General features: G+C 46.8%; 17 protein-coding genes, 1 rRNA gene and 1 other RNA gene (1 of these 19 only partly in view). All 19 read left to right on the top strand.

From position 1 onward, the window contains the following. Window positions 1-52: 52 nt before the first annotated feature. Window positions 53-1,099: a rod shape-determining protein gene (locus tag HUN05_17780; GenBank protein ID WDP86740.1), complete on the top strand. Its 1,047-nt coding sequence runs from the start codon at window positions 53-55 to the stop codon at window positions 1,097-1,099. 4 nt (window positions 1,100-1,103) lie between these two features. Continuing rightward, window positions 1,104-1,913 (top strand): rod shape-determining protein MreC, encoded by an 810-nt coding sequence (gene mreC / locus HUN05_17775; protein WDP86739.1) that lies wholly within the window; start codon window positions 1,104-1,106, stop codon window positions 1,911-1,913. A 204-nt stretch (window positions 1,914-2,117) separates the two neighbouring features. After that, window positions 2,118-2,468: a hypothetical protein gene (locus HUN05_17770; GenBank protein ID WDP86738.1), complete on the top strand. Its 351-nt coding sequence runs from the start codon at window positions 2,118-2,120 to the stop codon at window positions 2,466-2,468. A gap of 1 nt (window position 2,469) precedes the next feature. Next, window positions 2,470-4,335 carry a penicillin-binding protein 2 gene (gene mrdA, locus HUN05_17765; GenBank protein WDP86737.1) on the top strand — a complete coding sequence of 622 codons (1,866 nt, stop codon included), beginning with the start codon at window positions 2,470-2,472 and terminating at the stop codon, window positions 4,333-4,335. Between the two features lie 2 nt (window positions 4,336-4,337). Next, window positions 4,338-5,450, top strand: a complete 1,113-nt coding sequence (gene rodA, locus HUN05_17760; protein ID WDP86736.1) for a rod shape-determining protein RodA — start codon at window positions 4,338-4,340, stop codon at window positions 5,448-5,450. 280 nt (window positions 5,451-5,730) lie between these two features. Continuing rightward, window positions 5,731-6,162: an ATP synthase F0 subunit B gene (locus tag HUN05_17755; protein WDP86735.1), complete on the top strand. Its 432-nt coding sequence runs from the start codon at window positions 5,731-5,733 to the stop codon at window positions 6,160-6,162. Next, the gene (locus HUN05_17750) at window positions 6,162-6,752 is read left to right on the top strand and encodes an ATP synthase F0 subunit B (GenBank protein WDP86734.1); all 591 of its coding nucleotides are present in this window, start codon (window positions 6,162-6,164) and stop codon (window positions 6,750-6,752) included. Before HUN05_17755 ends, HUN05_17750 begins: the two co-directional genes overlap by 1 nt. Beyond that, window positions 6,752-7,303, top strand: coding sequence for a F0F1 ATP synthase subunit delta (locus HUN05_17745; protein WDP86733.1), 552 nt, complete (start codon window positions 6,752-6,754; stop codon window positions 7,301-7,303). The genes HUN05_17750 and HUN05_17745 overlap by 1 nt, the downstream gene beginning before the upstream one ends. Further along, entirely contained in the window at window positions 7,303-8,817 is a 1,515-nt protein-coding gene (locus tag HUN05_17740; protein ID WDP86732.1) for a F0F1 ATP synthase subunit alpha, read from the top strand. The genes HUN05_17745 and HUN05_17740 overlap by 1 nt, the downstream gene beginning before the upstream one ends. A 62-nt stretch (window positions 8,818-8,879) precedes the next feature. Then, entirely contained in the window at window positions 8,880-9,776 is an 897-nt protein-coding gene (atpG, locus tag HUN05_17735) for an ATP synthase F1 subunit gamma (protein WDP86731.1), read from the top strand. A 46-nt stretch (window positions 9,777-9,822) separates the two neighbouring features. Next, entirely contained in the window at window positions 9,823-11,226 is a 1,404-nt protein-coding gene (gene atpD, locus HUN05_17730) for a F0F1 ATP synthase subunit beta (protein ID WDP86730.1), read from the top strand. A 21-nt stretch (window positions 11,227-11,247) separates the two neighbouring features. Continuing rightward, window positions 11,248-11,655, top strand: a complete 408-nt coding sequence (locus tag HUN05_17725; GenBank protein WDP86729.1) for a F0F1 ATP synthase subunit epsilon — start codon at window positions 11,248-11,250, stop codon at window positions 11,653-11,655. Window positions 11,656-11,773: 118 nt separating this feature from the next. Then, on the top strand, window positions 11,774-12,526 hold the full coding sequence (locus HUN05_17720) for an NTP transferase domain-containing protein (GenBank protein ID WDP86728.1): 753 nt from the start codon (window positions 11,774-11,776) through the stop codon (window positions 12,524-12,526). A 54-nt stretch (window positions 12,527-12,580) separates the two neighbouring features. Continuing rightward, window positions 12,581-12,853, top strand: coding sequence for a hypothetical protein (locus HUN05_17715; GenBank protein WDP86727.1), 273 nt, complete (start codon window positions 12,581-12,583; stop codon window positions 12,851-12,853). Between the two features lie 27 nt (window positions 12,854-12,880). Further along, window positions 12,881-13,177: a cell division protein ZapA gene (locus HUN05_17710; protein ID WDP86726.1), complete on the top strand. Its 297-nt coding sequence runs from the start codon at window positions 12,881-12,883 to the stop codon at window positions 13,175-13,177. 27 nt (window positions 13,178-13,204) lie between these two features. Next, a non-coding RNA gene (gene ssrS, locus HUN05_17705) (6S RNA) lies at window positions 13,205-13,391 on the top strand. A 129-nt stretch (window positions 13,392-13,520) separates the two neighbouring features. Beyond that, window positions 13,521-15,074, top strand: coding sequence for a ribonuclease Y (gene rny, locus HUN05_17700; GenBank protein ID WDP88123.1), 1,554 nt, complete (start codon window positions 13,521-13,523; stop codon window positions 15,072-15,074). An 18-nt stretch (window positions 15,075-15,092) separates the two neighbouring features. Next, window positions 15,093-16,379, top strand: a complete 1,287-nt coding sequence (locus HUN05_17695; GenBank protein WDP86725.1) for a tyrosine--tRNA ligase — start codon at window positions 15,093-15,095, stop codon at window positions 16,377-16,379. Between the two features lie 172 nt (window positions 16,380-16,551). Then, window positions 16,552-17,743, top strand: a 16S ribosomal RNA gene (locus HUN05_17690) (it continues 370 nt past the right edge of the window).

Below are 17,743 nucleotides of genomic sequence, written 5' to 3'. Positions count from 1 at the left end.
TTTTTTAAAATGATGTGGAAAATTAACCAAAATTTTGCATGAAAGAGGACAAATGAACTTTATAACTGATACGTTGCTTGGTGCCTTTTCCAATGATCTGGCCATCGACCTTGGAACTGCAAACACATTGGTTTACGTGAAGGGAAAGGGGATCGTACTGAGTGAGCCCTCTGTTGTGGCCGTAAGAACAGATAAACGGGCCAAGAACAAGGTGTTGGCGGTGGGGCTTGAAGCCAAGCGGATGCTTGGGCGTACCCCGGGAAATATTGTGGCCATCCGCCCCATGCGGGACGGGGTGATTGCCGACTTTGAAGTGACTGAAGCCATGCTCAAGCATTTTATCCGTAAAGTTCATAATAATAGAAAAACCCTGGTTCGGCCGAGAATTATCATTGCTGTGCCCTCGGGTATCACCCAGGTGGAAAAGCGGGCGGTAAAGGAAAGTGCAGAGTCTGCAGGGGCAAGAGAGGTCTTTCTCATTGAAGAACCCATGGCTGCCGCCATCGGGGCCGGTCTTCCCATTACCGAACCGACCTGCAACATGGTGGTGGATATCGGCGGCGGCACAACCGAGGTGGCCGTGATTTCCCTGGCAGGGGTGGTTTATACACAGTCCTTGAGGGTGGCCGGGGATAAAATGGATTCTTCCATCAGCCAGCACATTAAACGTAAATATAATCTTTTGATCGGTGAACGAACTGCGGAAATTATAAAAACCACCATTGGGAATGCCTATCCTGATCCGGAAAATCTGGAAACCATTGAAGTCAAAGGCCGGGATTTGGTCTCCGGGATTCCTAAGATTTTGGCCATTGATTCCGAAGAGGTCAGGGTGGCGATTTCAGAGCAGATAGACGCCATCGTGGAAACCGTGCGCATTGCACTGGAGCAGACCCCCCCGGAGCTGGCTGCCGACATTGTAGATTCAGGCATTGTGCTCACCGGCGGTGGTGCCCTGCTTAAAAATTTAGATAAACTGCTCAAGGAAAAAAGCGGCCTGCCCATTGTGGTGACAGATGATCCTCTGTCCACAGTCGCCTTGGGGTGCGGCAAATCCCTTGACAGTATTGAAATCCTCAAAGAAGTGGTGATTAATTAAATAAATGTTTTCCAGGCGGATGATTATTATTGTCGGCGTGGGTTTGTTCATTGCGGTGAATTTCACCGTGATTACTATGACCAGTCGACAATCCCTGCCGGTCAGCGGCCTGGAACGTCTTGCCATTTCCATTACCTCTCCGTTCCAGTTTATGGTCACCCAGACCATCGGGTTTACCCAACGTGTGTGGGAAACCTATTTTGCTTCTGTTCTTGCGGTCAAGGAAAATCATCAGCTCAGGCAAGAGTTGGCCCGGGCTTTGGAAATTCAAAATCGGTATGAAGAACTTGAACTTGAAAATGCCCGGCTTAAAAAATTTGTTAATTTTACAGGGTCGGTACCTGCGACCTATGTGGTCGCCCAGGTCATTGCACGGGATCCTTCTCCCTGGTTCAAGACCATTGTCATTGACAAAGGAGAGGCTGACGGACTTGTTAAGGGATCTCCGGTTTTGGTGTCAGAAGGCATTGTCGGGCAGGTCATTAAAGTGGCCCGCACCTTTTCCCGGGTGCTGCTGATTACCGATAGAAACTCTGCTGTGGATGCCCTGGTCCAGAATACCCGGGTGCGGGGAATGGTCAAAGGAAGCAATCTGGACAGCTGCTCTTTTGTGTATGCCTTGCGCAAGGATGAGGTCAAACCCGGTGAAATGATTGTCTCTTCAGGAATGGATCAGGTCTTTCCCAAGGGGTTGAGGATCGGAAAAATTCTGGATGTCAAAAAAGTTCACTCCCAGCTCTTCCAGGATATTATTATCGAGACCAGTGTTGATTTTGATAAACTTGAGGAAGTTTTAGTGTATAAAAATGACTGATAATTTCCCAAAGATCATGGTATGATTTTTTTCTTTTTTTTTGTTGTTGTTGCCCTTTTTTTGGTTATATGCCAGACCATTATTCTGCCTGGGGTTTTCTGGTTTCCCCAATCCTTTGACCTTTTGATCATCCTTGTTATCTACCTAAGTCTTGCCTATTCCAATTATTGGGTGGTTTTAAGTCTGGTTCTGCTTGGAGGTATCATGGACAGCCTTTCCGGAGTTCCCTTTTTTCTTCATATTTTTTCCTATTTTGGGGTTTATATGATCGTTCAACTGCTCAAACAATTTGTGTTCCAGCGAAACCTGGTGTTTATGATGGTGATCAGCCTGATTTCCGTGGCGATTCACCAGGGACTTATTCTTTTTTCCATTTTTGTTTCCAACGGCCAGGAGGGTGTCTTAACCCTGGATTTTTCCCTCATGCTTCGACAGCTTATCTGGGGCGTTCTCTTTATCCCCCCGGGAATATGGGGTATGAACCTGATGCGACAAAATTTTGTCTATTTTGCCAGACAGATCAGGCGGGAATTAGAGAGAAAATACAGGGGGTAGGATGAGTGCGATTAATAAAAATCCGGACCGGGACTGGGTAAAACAAAGGCTTATCGGTGCAAGCCTTTGTGTGCTGATTGTTTTTTCCCTGTTGTTTTTGAGGCTGGTATACCTTCAGTTGATCAAGGGGGCGGAGTTTAGAAGACTTTCTCAAACCAATTGTGTCCGTCTGAAAAGCATTAAGTCTTCAAGGGGACTGATTTATGATCGTGATAACCGGCTGGTGGTGGACAACAGGCCAGCTTTTGATCTGACCATTGTTTTAGAGGATTCAGGGCCGGTGAAAGAGACCATAAGCCGTCTTTCCCTGCTCATTGATGAACCCTATGAAGAGCTTATGGACAGTATTGAAAAAGCCGGCAAATCCGCCTTTTATACCCCCATGATCCTGAAACGGGATATTTCCCGTGACCAGTTGGCCATTGTGGAGGCGCACCAGTTTGATCTGCCCGGCATACATATTGATGTTAAGCCCACCCGTCATTATATATATGAAAAAACAGCCGCCCATTTGCTGGGATACCTGGGCCAGATTAACCGAAAAGAACTTGAAAGCGGGCAATATCCCAATGTCAGGGCAGGGGATTCCATTGGCCGATACGGTGTGGAAAAAAGCTTTGAATCCTTTCTCCAGGGCAAGCGGGGAGGGCGTCAGGTCGAAGTGGATGTGAACGGACGGGTGATCAAAGTCCTCAAAACCGTGGAACCTGTATCTGGAAAAGATCTGCATCTTACCCTGGATTTGATCCTGCAAAAACGGGCTGAAAAACTATTGGCAGGCAAGGACGGGTGTGTTGTGGCGATCGATCCTGGAAACGGGGATGTCTTGGTGATGGCCTCAACCCCCAGCTTTGATCAGAATGATTTTATCGGCGGGATTTCCAGCAAAAAATGGCGGGCCCTGATGGATGACCCGGGAAGGCCCATGAACAATAAGGCTATTCAGGCGGAATACCCGCCGGCATCTACCTATAAGATTCTCACTGCCATGGCCGGCCTTGAAGAACAGGTGATTGATCGAAACAGCCGGTTTCATTGCCCTGGGTTCTATAAATTCGGAAACCGCCGTTACCATTGCTGGAACCGGCACGGGCACGGAGACATTGATGTGGTTGACTCCCTGGCCCAGTCCTGTGATGTCTTTTTTTACCAGACCGGTGAGAAATTAGGGGTGGACATTCTTGCACAATATGCCCGAGGCTCCGGATTAGGGAGGCCCACAGGGATCCGTTTGGCCCATGAACGAAGCGGACTGATTCCCACGGCTGCATGGAAAAAAAAGCGATTTAAGGAAGCCTGGCAGGCAGGTGAAACCTTGTCCATCAGTATTGGTCAGGGGTTTAACCTGGTTACCCCGCTGCAAATGGCTGTTTTTATTTCTGCCGTCGGCAATGGGGGGGCCTTGTATAAACCTCGGATCGTAAAATCGGTGCGGGACGCTAAAGGGAACGTGGTAAAGGCGATTGAGCCTGAAATCACCGGGGGCCTGCCTACATCAAAAGAGAATCTGGCCATTGTCAAGAACGGGTTGCTCAAGGTGGTCCACGGAGATCGGGGAACTGCCCGCCGGATTCGGATCAAAGATATCGATATCGCCGGGAAAACGGGTACAGCCCAGGTTTTCAGCAGAAAAGCCGGTGAAAAATTTGACAATAAAAAATTGGAACGGACCATGCAGGACCATGCATGGTTTGTCTGCTATGCCCCGGCCAAGAATCCCAAAATTGGCATTTCGGTGATCATTGAACATGGTGAGCACGGGTCCAGCGCGGCAGCCCCCGTGGCCATGGAATTAATCAAGACCTATTTGGGCGGAACAAACACAGATATTATGGTTTTGCCTGCCAATGAAGCTAAACAGGAGTAGTCATGTTTGATCGTCGCTTGATTGAGAATTTTGACTGGGGATTTCTTGGGGTGATCTCTTTGATCTGTTCGGCAGGTCTTGTTATTTTATACTCTGCCGTGACCGCCGGAGCTGACAGTGCCGCCCTGCACACGCTTTTAAAAAAACAGATGATCTGGATGGGGGCGGGGTTCGTGATTATGGCGGGTAGCCTTATCATTGATTTTAGAGAATTGGATAAACTCAACCTGTTTATATATGTGATCTGTGTCGGGCTTTTGATTTCCACCTATTTGTTCGGGCAGATGGGCGGCGGGTCCAGACGATGGCTGGTCATGGGGGCGGTACGCATGCAGCCTTCGGAATTGATGAAAATCTCTTTGATCATCAGCCTTGCAGCTGTGTATTCGGACAATGTTGTCTCCCAGGAAGGCCTGGGGTTTAGAAATTTGATCAAGCCTTTGATCCTATGCCTCATTCCCTTTGCCCTGATTGTAAAACAGCCGGATTTGGGAACAGGGTTACTGTTAATGCTCATTGCCGGATCCATCACCTTTTTTGTGAAGGTGCAAAAAAAGGTGATTTTTACTCTGGCCGGTATCGGTCTTGCCATTGTGCCTCTGGTTTGGTTTTTCGGACTCAAAGAGTATCAAAAAGGAAGAATTCTTACTTTTTTGAACCCTGACCGGGATCCTCTGGGAGCAGGATATCATATCATTCAGTCGAAAATCGCCATCGGCTCGGGTATGATTACCGGAAAAGGCTTTTTACAGGGAACCCAGAATGCCCTGAACTTTTTACCGGAGCAGCATACTGATTTTATTCTGTCGGTTTTGGCGGAGGAGTGGGGTCTTGTCGGCTGCGGAGTGTTTTTAATCCTTTATTTGATCTTATTGTTCTGGGGGTTGAATATTGCCTATGCCTGTCGGTCCATGTTTGGGTCCATCCTGGCCTTTGGCATTACAGTGATGATTTTTTGGCAGATTTTTATCAATATCGGTATGGTGATGGGTCTGATGCCGGTGGTGGGGGTTCCTTTGCCCCTGATCTCCTACGGTGGTTCGTCTGTGGTGACCAATATGGTTGGATTTGGTATATTGTTGAATATCAGCATGAGGAAATTCACCAAGTCCTGACCTGTAATTTTTTGAGTTTTGTATGGTTTTTATCATGATTTTTGAACAAAAAAATCTAAAATTCAAACAAAAAAAATTTGGGGTTGTCTCGGGCTGGAAGACTTGAAAAAAACAGGGGTCAAACCGTGAAATTATTTGTGATTCAATATTGACAAATGATTTGCCGGATGGTACTCAAGTCTCGATTATTTTTGAATTTGGGCTGTTTTTGTGTAAAAACGGCCAATAGGATATAAGTGGTTGATTTTTTTTGTAATTATTAACTGGCGGAGGGAATTTTATGATAACTGTGATTCCTGATATATCAGCGGTATATCAGATGATCAATTTCCTTGTCCTGCTCTTTGTCCTCAACATGGTTTTGTACAAACCGATCCGTAATGTACTTCTTGAGAGAAAAGCCAAGGTGGAAAACCTTGAAGGTGGCGTTGAAAAAGCGTCTGCTGATCTTGACTCCGGGATAGATGCTTACAAGAACGGTTTGAAGCAAGCCAGAGGTGAAGGTCTCCAAAAGAAAGAGGCATTCATCGAAGAGGCATCTGTACAGGAAAAGGAAATAATCGACCAGATTAACAAGAAGGCTCAGGCCAATTTTGCCAAAATTAAACAGCAGGTGGCAGAAGAAGCTGAGCAGGCCCAAAAAGCGCTTGAAGCCGAGGTGGATGCTTATGCCAAAGCCATTGGTGAAAAGATTTTAGGGAGGGCTTGTTAATGGAAAAAATTAATTGGAAAAAACACCTGAAAGTTTCCGGAACTGTCATGGCCTTGGTTGCAGGTTCTACGGCTGTTGCATTGGCGTCTGGCGGTGGTCACGGTGAGGTTCATAACTCATGGCTGACTGTTGATACCTGGAAAGTGTTGAATTTTGGTCTTCTTGCCGTTGGCGTGTTCTTTATCGCTAAGAAGCCGGTAGCCCAGTTCTTTTCTACCCGTGCAAAGGATATTGAAGAAGAACTGAGCGATCTGGAACAGAAAAAAGCGGACGCAGAAAAAAAATTGGCAGAGTATGAAGTCCGGTTTAGAAATCTTGAACAAGAATCTAAACAGATTGTTGAAGATTATATTAAACAGGGCGAAGAGGCCAAGGAAAGAATCATTGCAGAGGCCGGGACCCAGGCAGGCAAACTCGAAGATATGGCCAAGCGGAATATCGAACAAGAGTTTAAGTCTGCCAAGGCTGAACTTCAGCAGCGTATTGTTGAACAGGCAATGGAACAGGCAGAAGCAGTCATTAAAGAATCCATCTCAGCTGAAGATCAGGATCGACTTGTTGGCGAATACTTGAAAAAGGTGGAGGCATAATGAAAAATCTTGCGGTTTCAAGGCGTTATGCCAAAGCATTGATTCTGATCGGCCAGGAAAACAGCCAGGCAGAACAATACAATGAAGAGCTCTCCGCCATCGTTGGGCTTTTCGACACCCAGGAAGGATTTGAATCTGCCTTGACCAATCCTTTGATCAATAAGAACGACAGGAAGAAATTGCTGGAGGCCGTTATCGGCGCTACTGACCTGTCAGATATCATGAAATCTTTTATGATACTATTGTTTGACAAGGGAAGAATCGGTTTTCTAAGGGAAATTGCTTCCTACTATAAAGACATGGCCGATGAACTCAACGGGGTTGTCAAGGCCAGTGTGACTTCCGCAACCGAATTGTCCGAGGATGCGGTGAATAAAATCAAGGAATCCCTGTCTAAGAAGACCGGTAAAACAATTGTTCTGAATGTTGAACAGGATCCAAGCCTTATCGGCGGCGTGGTGACAAAAATCGGCGATCTTGTTCTTGACGGCAGCGTGAAAACTCAGCTGATCAATATGAGGGAAACTTTAAAAAAAGGTGAGAGTGTCTAATGGAAATTAAAGCAGAAGAAATAAGCCAGATTATAAAAGACCAGATCAAGGGATTTGATGCAGAGGTTGATCTGAGCGAAACAGGTGTGGTTCTGTCTGCGGGTGATGGTATTGCCCGTGTTTATGGTTTGGAAAAAGTTAAGGCAATGGAGCTGGTTGAGTTTCCCGGCGGAATTCTGGGTCTTGCTCTGAACCTTGAAGAGGATAATGTGGGTGTGGCCATTCTCGGTGATGACAAGGTCATCAAAGAGGGTGACGTGGTCAAAAGAACAGACCGTATCGCTTCCGTGCCCGTTGGTGAAGCCCTTCTCGGTCGTGTTGTAACCACAACTGGTGAACCGGTTGACGGCAAGGGCCCGATCAACTCTGATATTTACATGAATATGGAATTGGTTGCCCCTGGTGTTATTGCCAGAAAAGGGGTTCACGAACCCTGCTACACCGGTGCAAAAGCCGTTGACGGCATGACCCCTGTGGGTCGCGGCCAGCGTGAGCTCATTATTGGTGACCGTCAGATCGGTAAGACTGCTGTTGCGGTTGATGCCATCATTGCCCAGAAAGAGAGCGGCATTAAATGTGTTTATGTTGCCTGCGGTCAGAAAAAATCCACAGTTGCCCAGGTTGTGGCTGCCCTTGAAGAGCATGGTGCCATGGAATATACCACCGTTGTCATTGCCTCTGCATCGGAATCTGCTGCCATGCAGTACCTGGCACCTTATGCCGGTTGTGCCATGGGTGAATACTTCCGTGACAAAGGCGAGCATGCCCTGATCGTTTATGATGACCTTTCAAAACAGGCTGCTGCTTACCGTCAGGTATCCCTGCTGCTCAGGCGTCCGCCAGGACGTGAGGCATTCCCTGGTGATATTTTTTACAACCATTCCCGTCTTCTTGAAAGATCTGCCAAGCTCAGTGATGAAAAGGGTGCAGGTTCCCTGACGGCTCTGCCCATCATTGAAACCCAGGAAGGTGACGTTTCCGCCTTTATTCCCACAAATGTTATCTCCATCACCGACGGCCAGATCTTTTTGGATAAAGACCTTTTCTTTGCCGGTATCAGACCTGCCATTGACGTTGGACTTTCTGTCTCCCGTGTTGGTGGTGCTGCCCAGGTAAAAGCCATGAAACAGGTGGCAGGTACCCTGCGTCTGGACCTGGCCCAGTATCGTGAGCTTGAAGCCTTTGCAGCGTTCGGTTCGGATCTTGACGAAGCTACCCAGAAACAGCTGACCCGTGGAGAGCGCCTTGTTGAGCTGCTCAAACAGCCCCAGTTCAAGCCCCTTCCCATGGAAAAAATGGTAACGGCCCTCTATGCAGGAACCAAGGGTTATATTGATAAATATCCCAGAGAAGCGGTTGCCAAATATGAAGAAGGGCTTTATCCCTTTGTTGAAAGCCGTTTCCCCGAGGTTTTTTCCGGACTCAAAGAAAAACAGAAAATTGATGATGACCTCGAAGCCAAGTTGAAAGAATGCCTGACAGCCTATGATGAAGAATTCAAGGAGACCGTTTAATCGGTGACTTGGATCATTTTTGTGAAAACAATTATTAACTTATAGGCGTAAAGGTAGATCATATGGCAACATTAAAAGAAGTACAATCGAAAATAGTCAGTGTAAAAAAGACTAAACAGATTACCTCTGCCATGAAAATGGTCGCCACTTCAAGATTGCGCGGTGCACAAACCAGCATGGAGCAGTTTATGCCCTATGCGTCCAAGTTTGCCGAAGTTTTAGGCAGCATTGCCGGGAACTCAGGCGAGGAAGCATCTCCTCTCCTGGTTCCCAGAGACGAAGTAAAAAAGGTGGCCCTGCTCCTGTGTACATCTGACAGGGGACTATGTGGCGGTTTTAATATCAACTTGATTGATAAAGCTGAAAAAATGCTCAAATATGAGCTTGAAGGAAAAGAAGTCTCCTTTGTCTGCTTCGGCAAAAAAGGACGGGATTGGGCAAAGAAAGCCGAACTCACCATTGAGGATGAATATATTGGTGTGGTCGGCGGGAATGTCGAGTTTTCCGTGGCTTCCACTTCAGGCCAGACCTTGATAGACAGTTTCCTTGACGGAGCTGTTGATGAAGTATATCTGATTTACTCTGAATTTCAGGGTATGGCAAAACAGATTCCCTCTGTAAAGCAGATTCTTCCCATCCCCTCTTTGGATGAGATGGTAAAAGATGAAAAAGAGACACCCGCAGACGGGACATTTCTACCCGAACATCTCTGCGAGCCTTCTTCTGATGCGTTACTGGGTGAGATGCTGCCCAAGAATATTTTTATTCAGATATATGATGCGCTGCTTCAGACATCGACTTCCGAACATGCCGCCCGTATGCGGGCCATGGAAAATGCCACCAAGGCATGCGAAGACATGGTGGATGAACTCCAGACAATTTTTAATAAAACCCGTCAGGCCGGCATTACAGCGGACCTTATGGATATTGTCGGCGGTGCAGAGGCACTTAAGGGATAAAATTAGGTATACTTAAGATAATTAAACAGCTTTATAGGAGATAAAAATGGCTGAAAATATAGGTAAAATTTCACAGGTTCTCGGCGCGGTTGTTGACGTTGAGTTCGAGCCCGGAAACCTTCCTCCGGTCCTCACCGCTTTGACCATAACAAATCCCACCATCGGGGACATGGAAGACAATCTGGTTATTGAAGTGGCCCAGCATCTGGGAGACAATGTGGTTCGTTGCATTGGTATGGACGTAACTGACGGCCTCCAGAGAGGGATGGTCGTAAAAGATACGGGTTCTCCCATCATGATGCCGGTTGGTGAAGCATCATTGGGACGTGTTCTCAACGTTGTGGGCCGTCCCGTTGACGGTCTGGGAGACATCTCCCAGGAAAACATGCTTCCCATCCATAGACATGCCCCTGAGTTCATTGAGCAGGATACCTCCGTACGTGTTCTTGAAACCGGCGTAAAGGTTATTGACCTTTTGGTTCCCTTTCCCCGTGGCGGTAAAATGGGTATGTTCGGTGGTGCCGGCGTTGGTAAAACCGTTATCATGATGGAAATGGTTAACAACATCGCCATGCAGCATGGTGGTATCTCCGTATTCGGCGGCGTTGGTGAGAGAACCCGTGAAGGTAATGACCTTTACCATGAGATGAAAGACTCAGGCGTTCTTCCCAAATGTGCCCTGGTTTATGGTCAGATGACGGAACCTCCGGGAGCCCGTGCAAGGGTTGCACTTTCCGCTTTGACCTGCGCTGAATACTTCCGCGATGTCGAAGGCCAGGACGTGCTCTTGTTCGTCGATAATATTTTCCGTTTCACCCAGGCGGGCGCCGAAGTTTCTGCAACGCTTGGTCGTATGCCTTCTGCGGTTGGTTATCAGCCCACACTGGCAGTTGACATGGGTGAGCTTCAGGAACGTATTACATCTACTGATAAAGGTTCCATCACAGCGGTACAATGCGTTTACGTACCTGCCGATGACTTGACTGACCCTGCACCTGCCACCACATTCGGTCATCTTGACGGTACGGTTGTACTCTCTCGTCAGATTGCGGAACTGGGTATTTATCCTGCTGTGGATCCCCTTGACTCCACTTCCAGGATTTTGGATGCAGCCTACATTGGTGAAGAACATTACAATGTTGCCCGTGTGGTTCAGCAGACCTTGCAAAAATACAAAGAGCTTCAGGATATCATTGCTATCCTGGGTATGGATGAGCTGTCAGACGAGGATAAAATCACTGTACAGCGGGCCAGAAAACTCCAGAAATTTCTGTCCCAGCCTTTCCATGTTGCTGAAACTTTCACCGGTATGGCCGGTATCTTTGTAAAGGTTGAAGACACGGTAAGATCATTCAAAGAGATTATTGATGGTAAACATGATGATCTTCCTGAAAACGCTTTCTATATGGTAGGTTCCATCGAGGACGCCGTTGCAAAAGCAAAAGCGTAAATAAGCAAACGGAGGACTATCATGGCTGAACAACTATTTCTTGAAGTAGTTACACCACAAAAGGCAATTGTCAGTGAAGAGGCTGAGATTGTTGTGGCGCCAGGTTCTGAAGGTGAATTCGGTGCCTTGAAAGGGCATACCACGTTTCTGACTTCTTTGAAGACAGGCACCCTTCGGTACAAGGACGCCTCTGGCAAAGAACGGTTTCTCTTTATCAATGACGGATTTGCAGAAGTTCTGCCTGATAAGGTGACCATTCTGGCCGAATCAGCTGAGCGCCGTAAAGACATCGACGTTTCCCGGGCCATGGGAGCCAAGGAACGGGCTGAAAAACGGATTGCAGCAAAGGCTGCTGATGTTGATCTGGTCCGGGCTGAAGCTGCTCTGAGACGGGCTATTTACCGGCTCAATCTTGCGGATACCAAGTAGATAAGGGAATCCCATAGTTAGATCAGGCAGTTTGACTGCTTGTATGATGACGTCAAAAAGGGGGTGCTGTTAACAGCGCCCCCTTTTTTTTGCCAATGATTCAAAACGGATATTTAAAATGGATGATCTTGCAATAATTATTTTGGCCGCCGGCAAAGGAACTCGAATGAAATCCGACATTGCCAAGGTACTCCATCCAGTGGCCGGTAAAAGTATGATTAACCATGTGATTACCTGTGCAAGTGCCCTGACACGGGATCATATTCATGTGGTTGTCGGTCACCAGGCAGAGCAGGTGAAAACCGAAGTTTTAAAAAGCCTTCCGGTCTGTTTTGCTTATCAAGAACAATTGCTTGGCACAGGAGATGCTGTCAGGGCTGCTTTGCCCGGAATAGAGGATTCCATTAAATCTGTTCTGGTGCTGTGCGGGGATGTGCCCTTGATTCGAAAAAGAACGGTTCAGGACCTGGTCAATGCCCATATAAAGGTCAAATCCAAACTGAGTGTGGTGGCCGTTAAAGTGGATACCCCTAAAGGATATGGTCGTATTGTTATTGACCCCCAGGGGGGATTGTCCGCTATCAGGGAAGAATCAGATGCCAGTGAAGCTGAAAAACATATTGATCTGGTGAATTCTGGTATCTATTGCTTTGACCGCAATTTTCTTGAGGCTGCTATCCGCCTGATTGAAAATAAGAATAGCCAGGGCGAGTATTATCTTACTGATCTTGTGGAGATTGCCGTGTCTCAGAATGTAAAAACCCTTGTTCAGCAGATAGATGAACCAGATCAGGTTATGGGGGTGAATACCCCGGAAGAATTGGGTCGAGCAGAGTTTTTGTTTGGGCAAATCCAAAATGAATTATCTTGACTTTACTTGAGAATCTGAACTATACTAAATTTTAATAAACCACTTTATGAGACTATGAAATTGGGTAATGAGGGTATTAAAAGCAAGTTTGATGACATTGAGATCCGTGTAGATTTTTTGATTGAACTTAGCCAGTCTTTGCAGGAAGAAAATCGAGAATTGCTTTCCAGGGTTGCGACACTGGAAGCTGAACTGGAAAGGCGGTCAAAAAGTGAAGAAGTCTATGTAGAGCAGGAATCTTTTATACAGTCAAAAATCGACGGACTTCTAAATAAACTGGATGCGTTTACAACAACTGAATCCAGAGATGATCTGTCAGGCGTTTGACAAAAGTGAATCGGTAAAGGGATTTCTTTGGATGAAATTGTTAAAATTGAGCTTTTCGGGGAAGAATTTCGGTTTAAACCGGATGATAATGAGAAAATAGATTCGGTAAAGATTGCAGACCATGTACAGGAGTATGTAAAAGAGGCAGAAAATCTTTTTCAAAATAAAACAAGCGCTAAAAATAAGATTGCTATTTTGCTTCTGGCAGCCATGAACTTATCTAAAGATTTTAATGAATTAAAGCTGCAATATTCTGAACTGGAAAGAGATGTCGAAAATAAAATTTTATCCTTGATACAAAAGATAGATAAGGAAATTGAATAGGTAAAATTTAATTTGTTCTTATAACACCCCCCCCTGCAATGTGCGTGATTGTATGACAGACTTTGTCCTAACGCATAGAAAAAAGGGCGTTCACACTGATGCTGGTGAGCAGGTTCCAACGGTTATGGAAAAGCCTAAAGGCATTATTGAACACCCACCTTTTGGACCTTTGGTTCAAAGCCTTAAAAGCAACACGGCAGTTTGTGGGGGGAATTGTTATCATATCTAATTTTTATATCCCCTTTCGAGGCATTATCCCATTCCATATTTTTATAAAGTCAAACACTATCGTTTATTTTTTGGATGCTAATAAACTTAGGAGACTGATTGAATGGACCTTATGATGATGCTTGCATCAGTTCTGGTTGTCCTGCTGGGTTGCAGTGTTGTGGCCTTTTTCGTAATTAAGAAAAAGGTAACCCAGGAAAATCTGAATATAGAAGAAGAACAAAGACGAAGGGTTGAAGAGGCGGACCGAAAGGCTCAGACCCTTCTCAAAGAAGCAAAACTCGAAGCCCGTTCAAGACTTCTTGAAATGAAAAGTGATTTTGATGCTGAAACCGAGGAGACACGGTCTGAACTCAAAAAAGAAGAACGGCGGTTGGCCAAGAAAAGTGAGAAATTAGACAGATCAGAAGACCTGTTTTCCAGGCGGGAAAATGAAATTTCCAGTAAAGAATCAGAGGCCCGCAAACGGCTTGATTCCGCCAAGCAGAAGGAAGACCGGTTTAATGTATTGCTTGATGAGACAAAAAAAGAGTTGGAAAAAGTCTCCGGGCTGACTTTGGAGGAGGCCAAGGAACTGCTGCTCAAGGCCATGGAAGATGAGGCCAAGCATGAAGGGGCCAAGTTGATAAAAAAGATAACTTCCGAAGCCAAAGAAAAGGCAGATAAAGAGGCCAAGAAAATAATTTCCACAGCGATTCAGCGGTATGCGGGTGATTATGTGGCAGAACGCACGGTCTCTGTGGTTCATCTGCCCGGTGATGAGATGAAGGGTCGGATTATCGGCAGGGAAGGGCGGAATATCAGAGCCCTTGAAGCGGCAACCGGGATTGATCTCATCATTGATGATACACCCGAAGCTGTTATTCTCTCCGGGTTTAATCCGGTTCGCCGTGAGGTGGCAAGGCTTTCCCTTGAAAAATTGATTTCAGACGGAAGGATTCACCCGGCACGGATTGAAGATGTGGTGGAAAGAGCCGGAGAAGAGGTGGAGGCCGCCATTAAGGAGGCTGGTGAGCAGGCTGCATTTGACCTTGGGGTTCATGGTATTGATCCTGAACTGATCAAGGTTTTAGGTAAGCTCAAGTTCAGAACATCTTATGCCCAGAACGTGCTTCAGCATTCTGTGGAAGTGGCCTTTTTGTCCGGTGTGATTGCTGCGGAACTGGGTCTGGATATTAAATTGGCCAAGCGCATGGGGCTGCTCCATGATATCGGAAAAGCGGTTGATCATGAAGTGGACGGCGCCCATGCCATTATTGGCGCCAAGCTTGCCAAAAAATATGGTGAGATTGAAAGTGTGGTCAACGCCATTGCCGCGCATCATGAGGACCGGATGCCTGAAACCGTATATGATTTTATTGTTCAGTCCGCAGATGCCCTTTCAGGCGCAAGGCCGGGTGCCAGAAAAGAAAGCCTTGAAAATTATGTTAAACGCCTTGAAGATCTTGAAAATATAGCCAATGCCTTTGACGGGGTTACCAATACCTATGCCATTCAGGCCGGGCGTGAAATCCGTGTTATTACGGAAAGTGAAAAAGTAACCGATGACAGTGCCGTGCTTCTTTCAAGGGATATTGCCCGTCAGATCGAAGAGAATCTGACCTTCCCGGGCCAGGTTAAGGTGGTAGTGATTCGGGAAACCAGAGCAGTTGAATATACAAAGAAATAGATGAAGGAAAGAAGCTGAATGAGTGTTTTATCGGTTTTAAAAGAGCGGGGTTTTGTTGAGGCGACAACTCACACTGAGGAATTGGAAGATTATCTGACAAACAACAGGGCAACCTGTTATATCGGATTTGATCCCACGGCCTCAAGTCTTCATGTGGGAAGTCTTGTCTGTATCATGGCCCTGGCCCATATGCAGCGGGAAGGGCATCGGGCCATCGGTCTGGTTGGCGGGGGCACCGGCATGATTGGTGATCCTTCCGGAAAAACCGAATTACGCAAGGTCATCACCACCGAACAGGTGAGTGAAAACAAGACGGGGATCCGGAGTCAATTGGAACGGTTTATTGACTTTTCAGATGATAAAGCCTTGCTGGTGGACAATGGAGACTGGCTCAATGATTTAAAATACATCCCTTTTTTAAGGGATGTGGGGCGGCATTTTAGCGTTAACCGGATGATCAAAGCTGAAAGTTATAAAGCCCGTATGGATTCCGAAGACGGACTGACCTTTATTGAATTCAACTATATGCTGCTTCAATCCTATGATTTCATGCGCTTAAGTCAGGAGTATGACTGCTTTTTGCAGATGGGCGGCTCTGATCAATGGGGTAATATTGTGGCCGGCATCAACCTTGTCAGGAAAATGACCGGAAAGCAGGCCTTTGGGATTACTTTTCCGTTGATTACCACCGCATCGGGCATCAAAATGGGTAAGACCCACAAAGGTGCTGTTTGGCTGGACCCTGAAAGGTTTTCCCCCTATGAGTACTATCAATTCTGGGTTAACTCTGATGATGCTGATGTGGCTCGCTTTCTTGCCCTGTTTACTTTTTTACCCATGGAAGAAATCCAAACGGTAAAAGGCCTTGAGGGGGCGGATTTAAATCCGGCTAAAACAATTCTGGCCTATGAGGCTACAAAAATCGCCCATGGTGAAGATGAAGCGATAAAGGCATTCAAGGCAACGGTTTCTGTGTTTGGGTCCATTACGGTACCCTCAAATCTTTTGCCCACGGCAACCATACCCAGGGGAACCCAATCTGCGGGCAAAGATGAGTCTGTTCCTGCGACGGTATATCCCATGGCAGAGGTCATTGATCTAAAGCCGGCCGTGGATTTGTTTTGTGAAACAGCCCTTTGCAAGTCAAAGTCAGATGCTCGGCGCCTGGTGAAACAGGGCGGTGCCTATATCAATGGAGAACGGCTTTCAGCTTTTGATCAGATCATCGGAACCAAGGATTTGGATGGGGGTGAAATTCTGCTTCGGGCCGGGAAAAAGAAGTACCATAAAATTATTTTAAAATAGTTAAAAAAGGGTTTGACAAAACCAGGACCTGCGTGTATATTGTTCTGGTTTTGTCGGTCAGGGGGTTTAAAACCTGACGATGTTTGATCTTTGAAAATTGGTCAGTGAAGAAGAAAAGAGCAGGTCACAGCTTCGTTGGAAGCTGTGACCGCAAGTTTTAGTAAAAGGATTATAACTGGAGAGTTTGATCCTGGCTCAGAATGAACGCTGGCGGCGTGCTTAACACATGCAAGTCGAACGAGAAAGGGATTGCTTGCAATCCTGAGTAGAGTGGCGCACGGGTGAGTAACACGTAGATAATCTACCTTCAAACCTGGAATAACTATTCGAAAGGGTAGCTAATACCGGATAAAGTTGATCAGCATAAGTTGATCTATGAAAGATTGCCTCTTCTTGAAAGCAATCGTTTGGAGATGAGTCTGCGGACCATTAGTTTGTTGGTGGGGTAATGGCCTACCAAGACTGCGATGGTTAGCTGGTCTGAGAGGATGATCAGTCACACTGGAACTGGAACACGGTCCAGACTCCTACGGGAGGCAGCAGTGAGGAATTTTGCGCAATGGGGGAAACCCTGACGCAGCAACGCCGCGTGAGTGAAGAAGGCCTTTGGGTCGTAAAGCTCTGTCAACTGGGAAGAAATTATAAATATCCAATAGGTGTTTATATTGACGGTACCAGTGGAGGAAGCGCCGGCTAACTCCGTGCCAGCAGCCGCGGTAACACGGGGGGCGCAAGCGTTATTCGGAATTATTGGGCGTAAAGGGCGCGTAGGCGGTCTTGTCGGTCAGATGTGAAAGCCCGGGGCTCAACCCTGGAAGTGCATTTGAAACAGCAAGGCTTGAGTACGGGAGAGGAGAGCGGAATTCCTGGTGTAGAGGTGAAATTCGTAGATATCAGGAGGAACACCGATGGCGAAGGCAGCTCTCTGGATCGATACTGACGCTGAGGCGCGAAGGCGTGGGTAGCGAACAGGATTAGATACCCTGGTAGTCCACGCAGTAAACGTTGTTCACTCGGTGTGGCGGATATTAAAATCTGCTGTGCCCAAGCTAACGCAGTAAGTGAACCGCCTGGGGAGTACGGTCGCAAGACTAAAACTCAAAGGAATTGACGGGGGCCCGCACAAGCGGTGGAGCATGTGGTTTAATTCGACGCAACGCGAAGAACCTTACCTGGGTTTGACATCCTGTGAATCTTGTAGAGATACGAGAGTGCCTTCGGGAACACAGTGACAGGTGCTGCATGGCTGTCGTCAGCTCGTGTCGTGAGATGTTTGGTTAAGTCCAGCAACGAGCGCAACCCTTATCGTCAGTTGCCAGCACATAATGGTGGGAACTCTGGCGAGACTGCCCCGGTTAACGGGG

Source organism: Desulfobacter sp., from assembly GCA_028768545.1.
GTDB lineage: Bacteria > Desulfobacterota > Desulfobacteria > Desulfobacterales > Desulfobacteraceae > Desulfobacter.
Note: the sequence above shows the minus strand (reverse complement) of the source record. Positions and strands in the feature narration are given on the sequence as shown.

Coding starts and splice junctions, on each gene's coding strand:
- HUN05_17780 (WDP86740.1), top strand. CDS start 53: ATGAACTTTATAACTGATACGTTGCTTGGTGCCTTTTCCAATGATCTG.
- mreC (WDP86739.1), top strand. CDS start 1,104: ATGTTTTCCAGGCGGATGATTATTATTGTCGGCGTGGGTTTGTTCATT.
- HUN05_17770 (WDP86738.1), top strand. CDS start 2,118: ATGGACAGCCTTTCCGGAGTTCCCTTTTTTCTTCATATTTTTTCCTAT.
- mrdA (WDP86737.1), top strand. CDS start 2,470: ATGAGTGCGATTAATAAAAATCCGGACCGGGACTGGGTAAAACAAAGG.
- rodA (WDP86736.1), top strand. CDS start 4,338: ATGTTTGATCGTCGCTTGATTGAGAATTTTGACTGGGGATTTCTTGGG.
- HUN05_17755 (WDP86735.1), top strand. CDS start 5,731: ATGATAACTGTGATTCCTGATATATCAGCGGTATATCAGATGATCAAT.
- HUN05_17750 (WDP86734.1), top strand. CDS start 6,162: ATGGAAAAAATTAATTGGAAAAAACACCTGAAAGTTTCCGGAACTGTC.
- HUN05_17745 (WDP86733.1), top strand. CDS start 6,752: ATGAAAAATCTTGCGGTTTCAAGGCGTTATGCCAAAGCATTGATTCTG.
- HUN05_17740 (WDP86732.1), top strand. CDS start 7,303: ATGGAAATTAAAGCAGAAGAAATAAGCCAGATTATAAAAGACCAGATC.
- atpG (WDP86731.1), top strand. CDS start 8,880: ATGGCAACATTAAAAGAAGTACAATCGAAAATAGTCAGTGTAAAAAAG.
- atpD (WDP86730.1), top strand. CDS start 9,823: ATGGCTGAAAATATAGGTAAAATTTCACAGGTTCTCGGCGCGGTTGTT.
- HUN05_17725 (WDP86729.1), top strand. CDS start 11,248: ATGGCTGAACAACTATTTCTTGAAGTAGTTACACCACAAAAGGCAATT.
- HUN05_17720 (WDP86728.1), top strand. CDS start 11,774: ATGGATGATCTTGCAATAATTATTTTGGCCGCCGGCAAAGGAACTCGA.
- HUN05_17715 (WDP86727.1), top strand. CDS start 12,581: ATGAAATTGGGTAATGAGGGTATTAAAAGCAAGTTTGATGACATTGAG.
- rny (WDP88123.1), top strand. CDS start 13,521: ATGATGCTTGCATCAGTTCTGGTTGTCCTGCTGGGTTGCAGTGTTGTG.
- HUN05_17695 (WDP86725.1), top strand. CDS start 15,093: ATGAGTGTTTTATCGGTTTTAAAAGAGCGGGGTTTTGTTGAGGCGACA.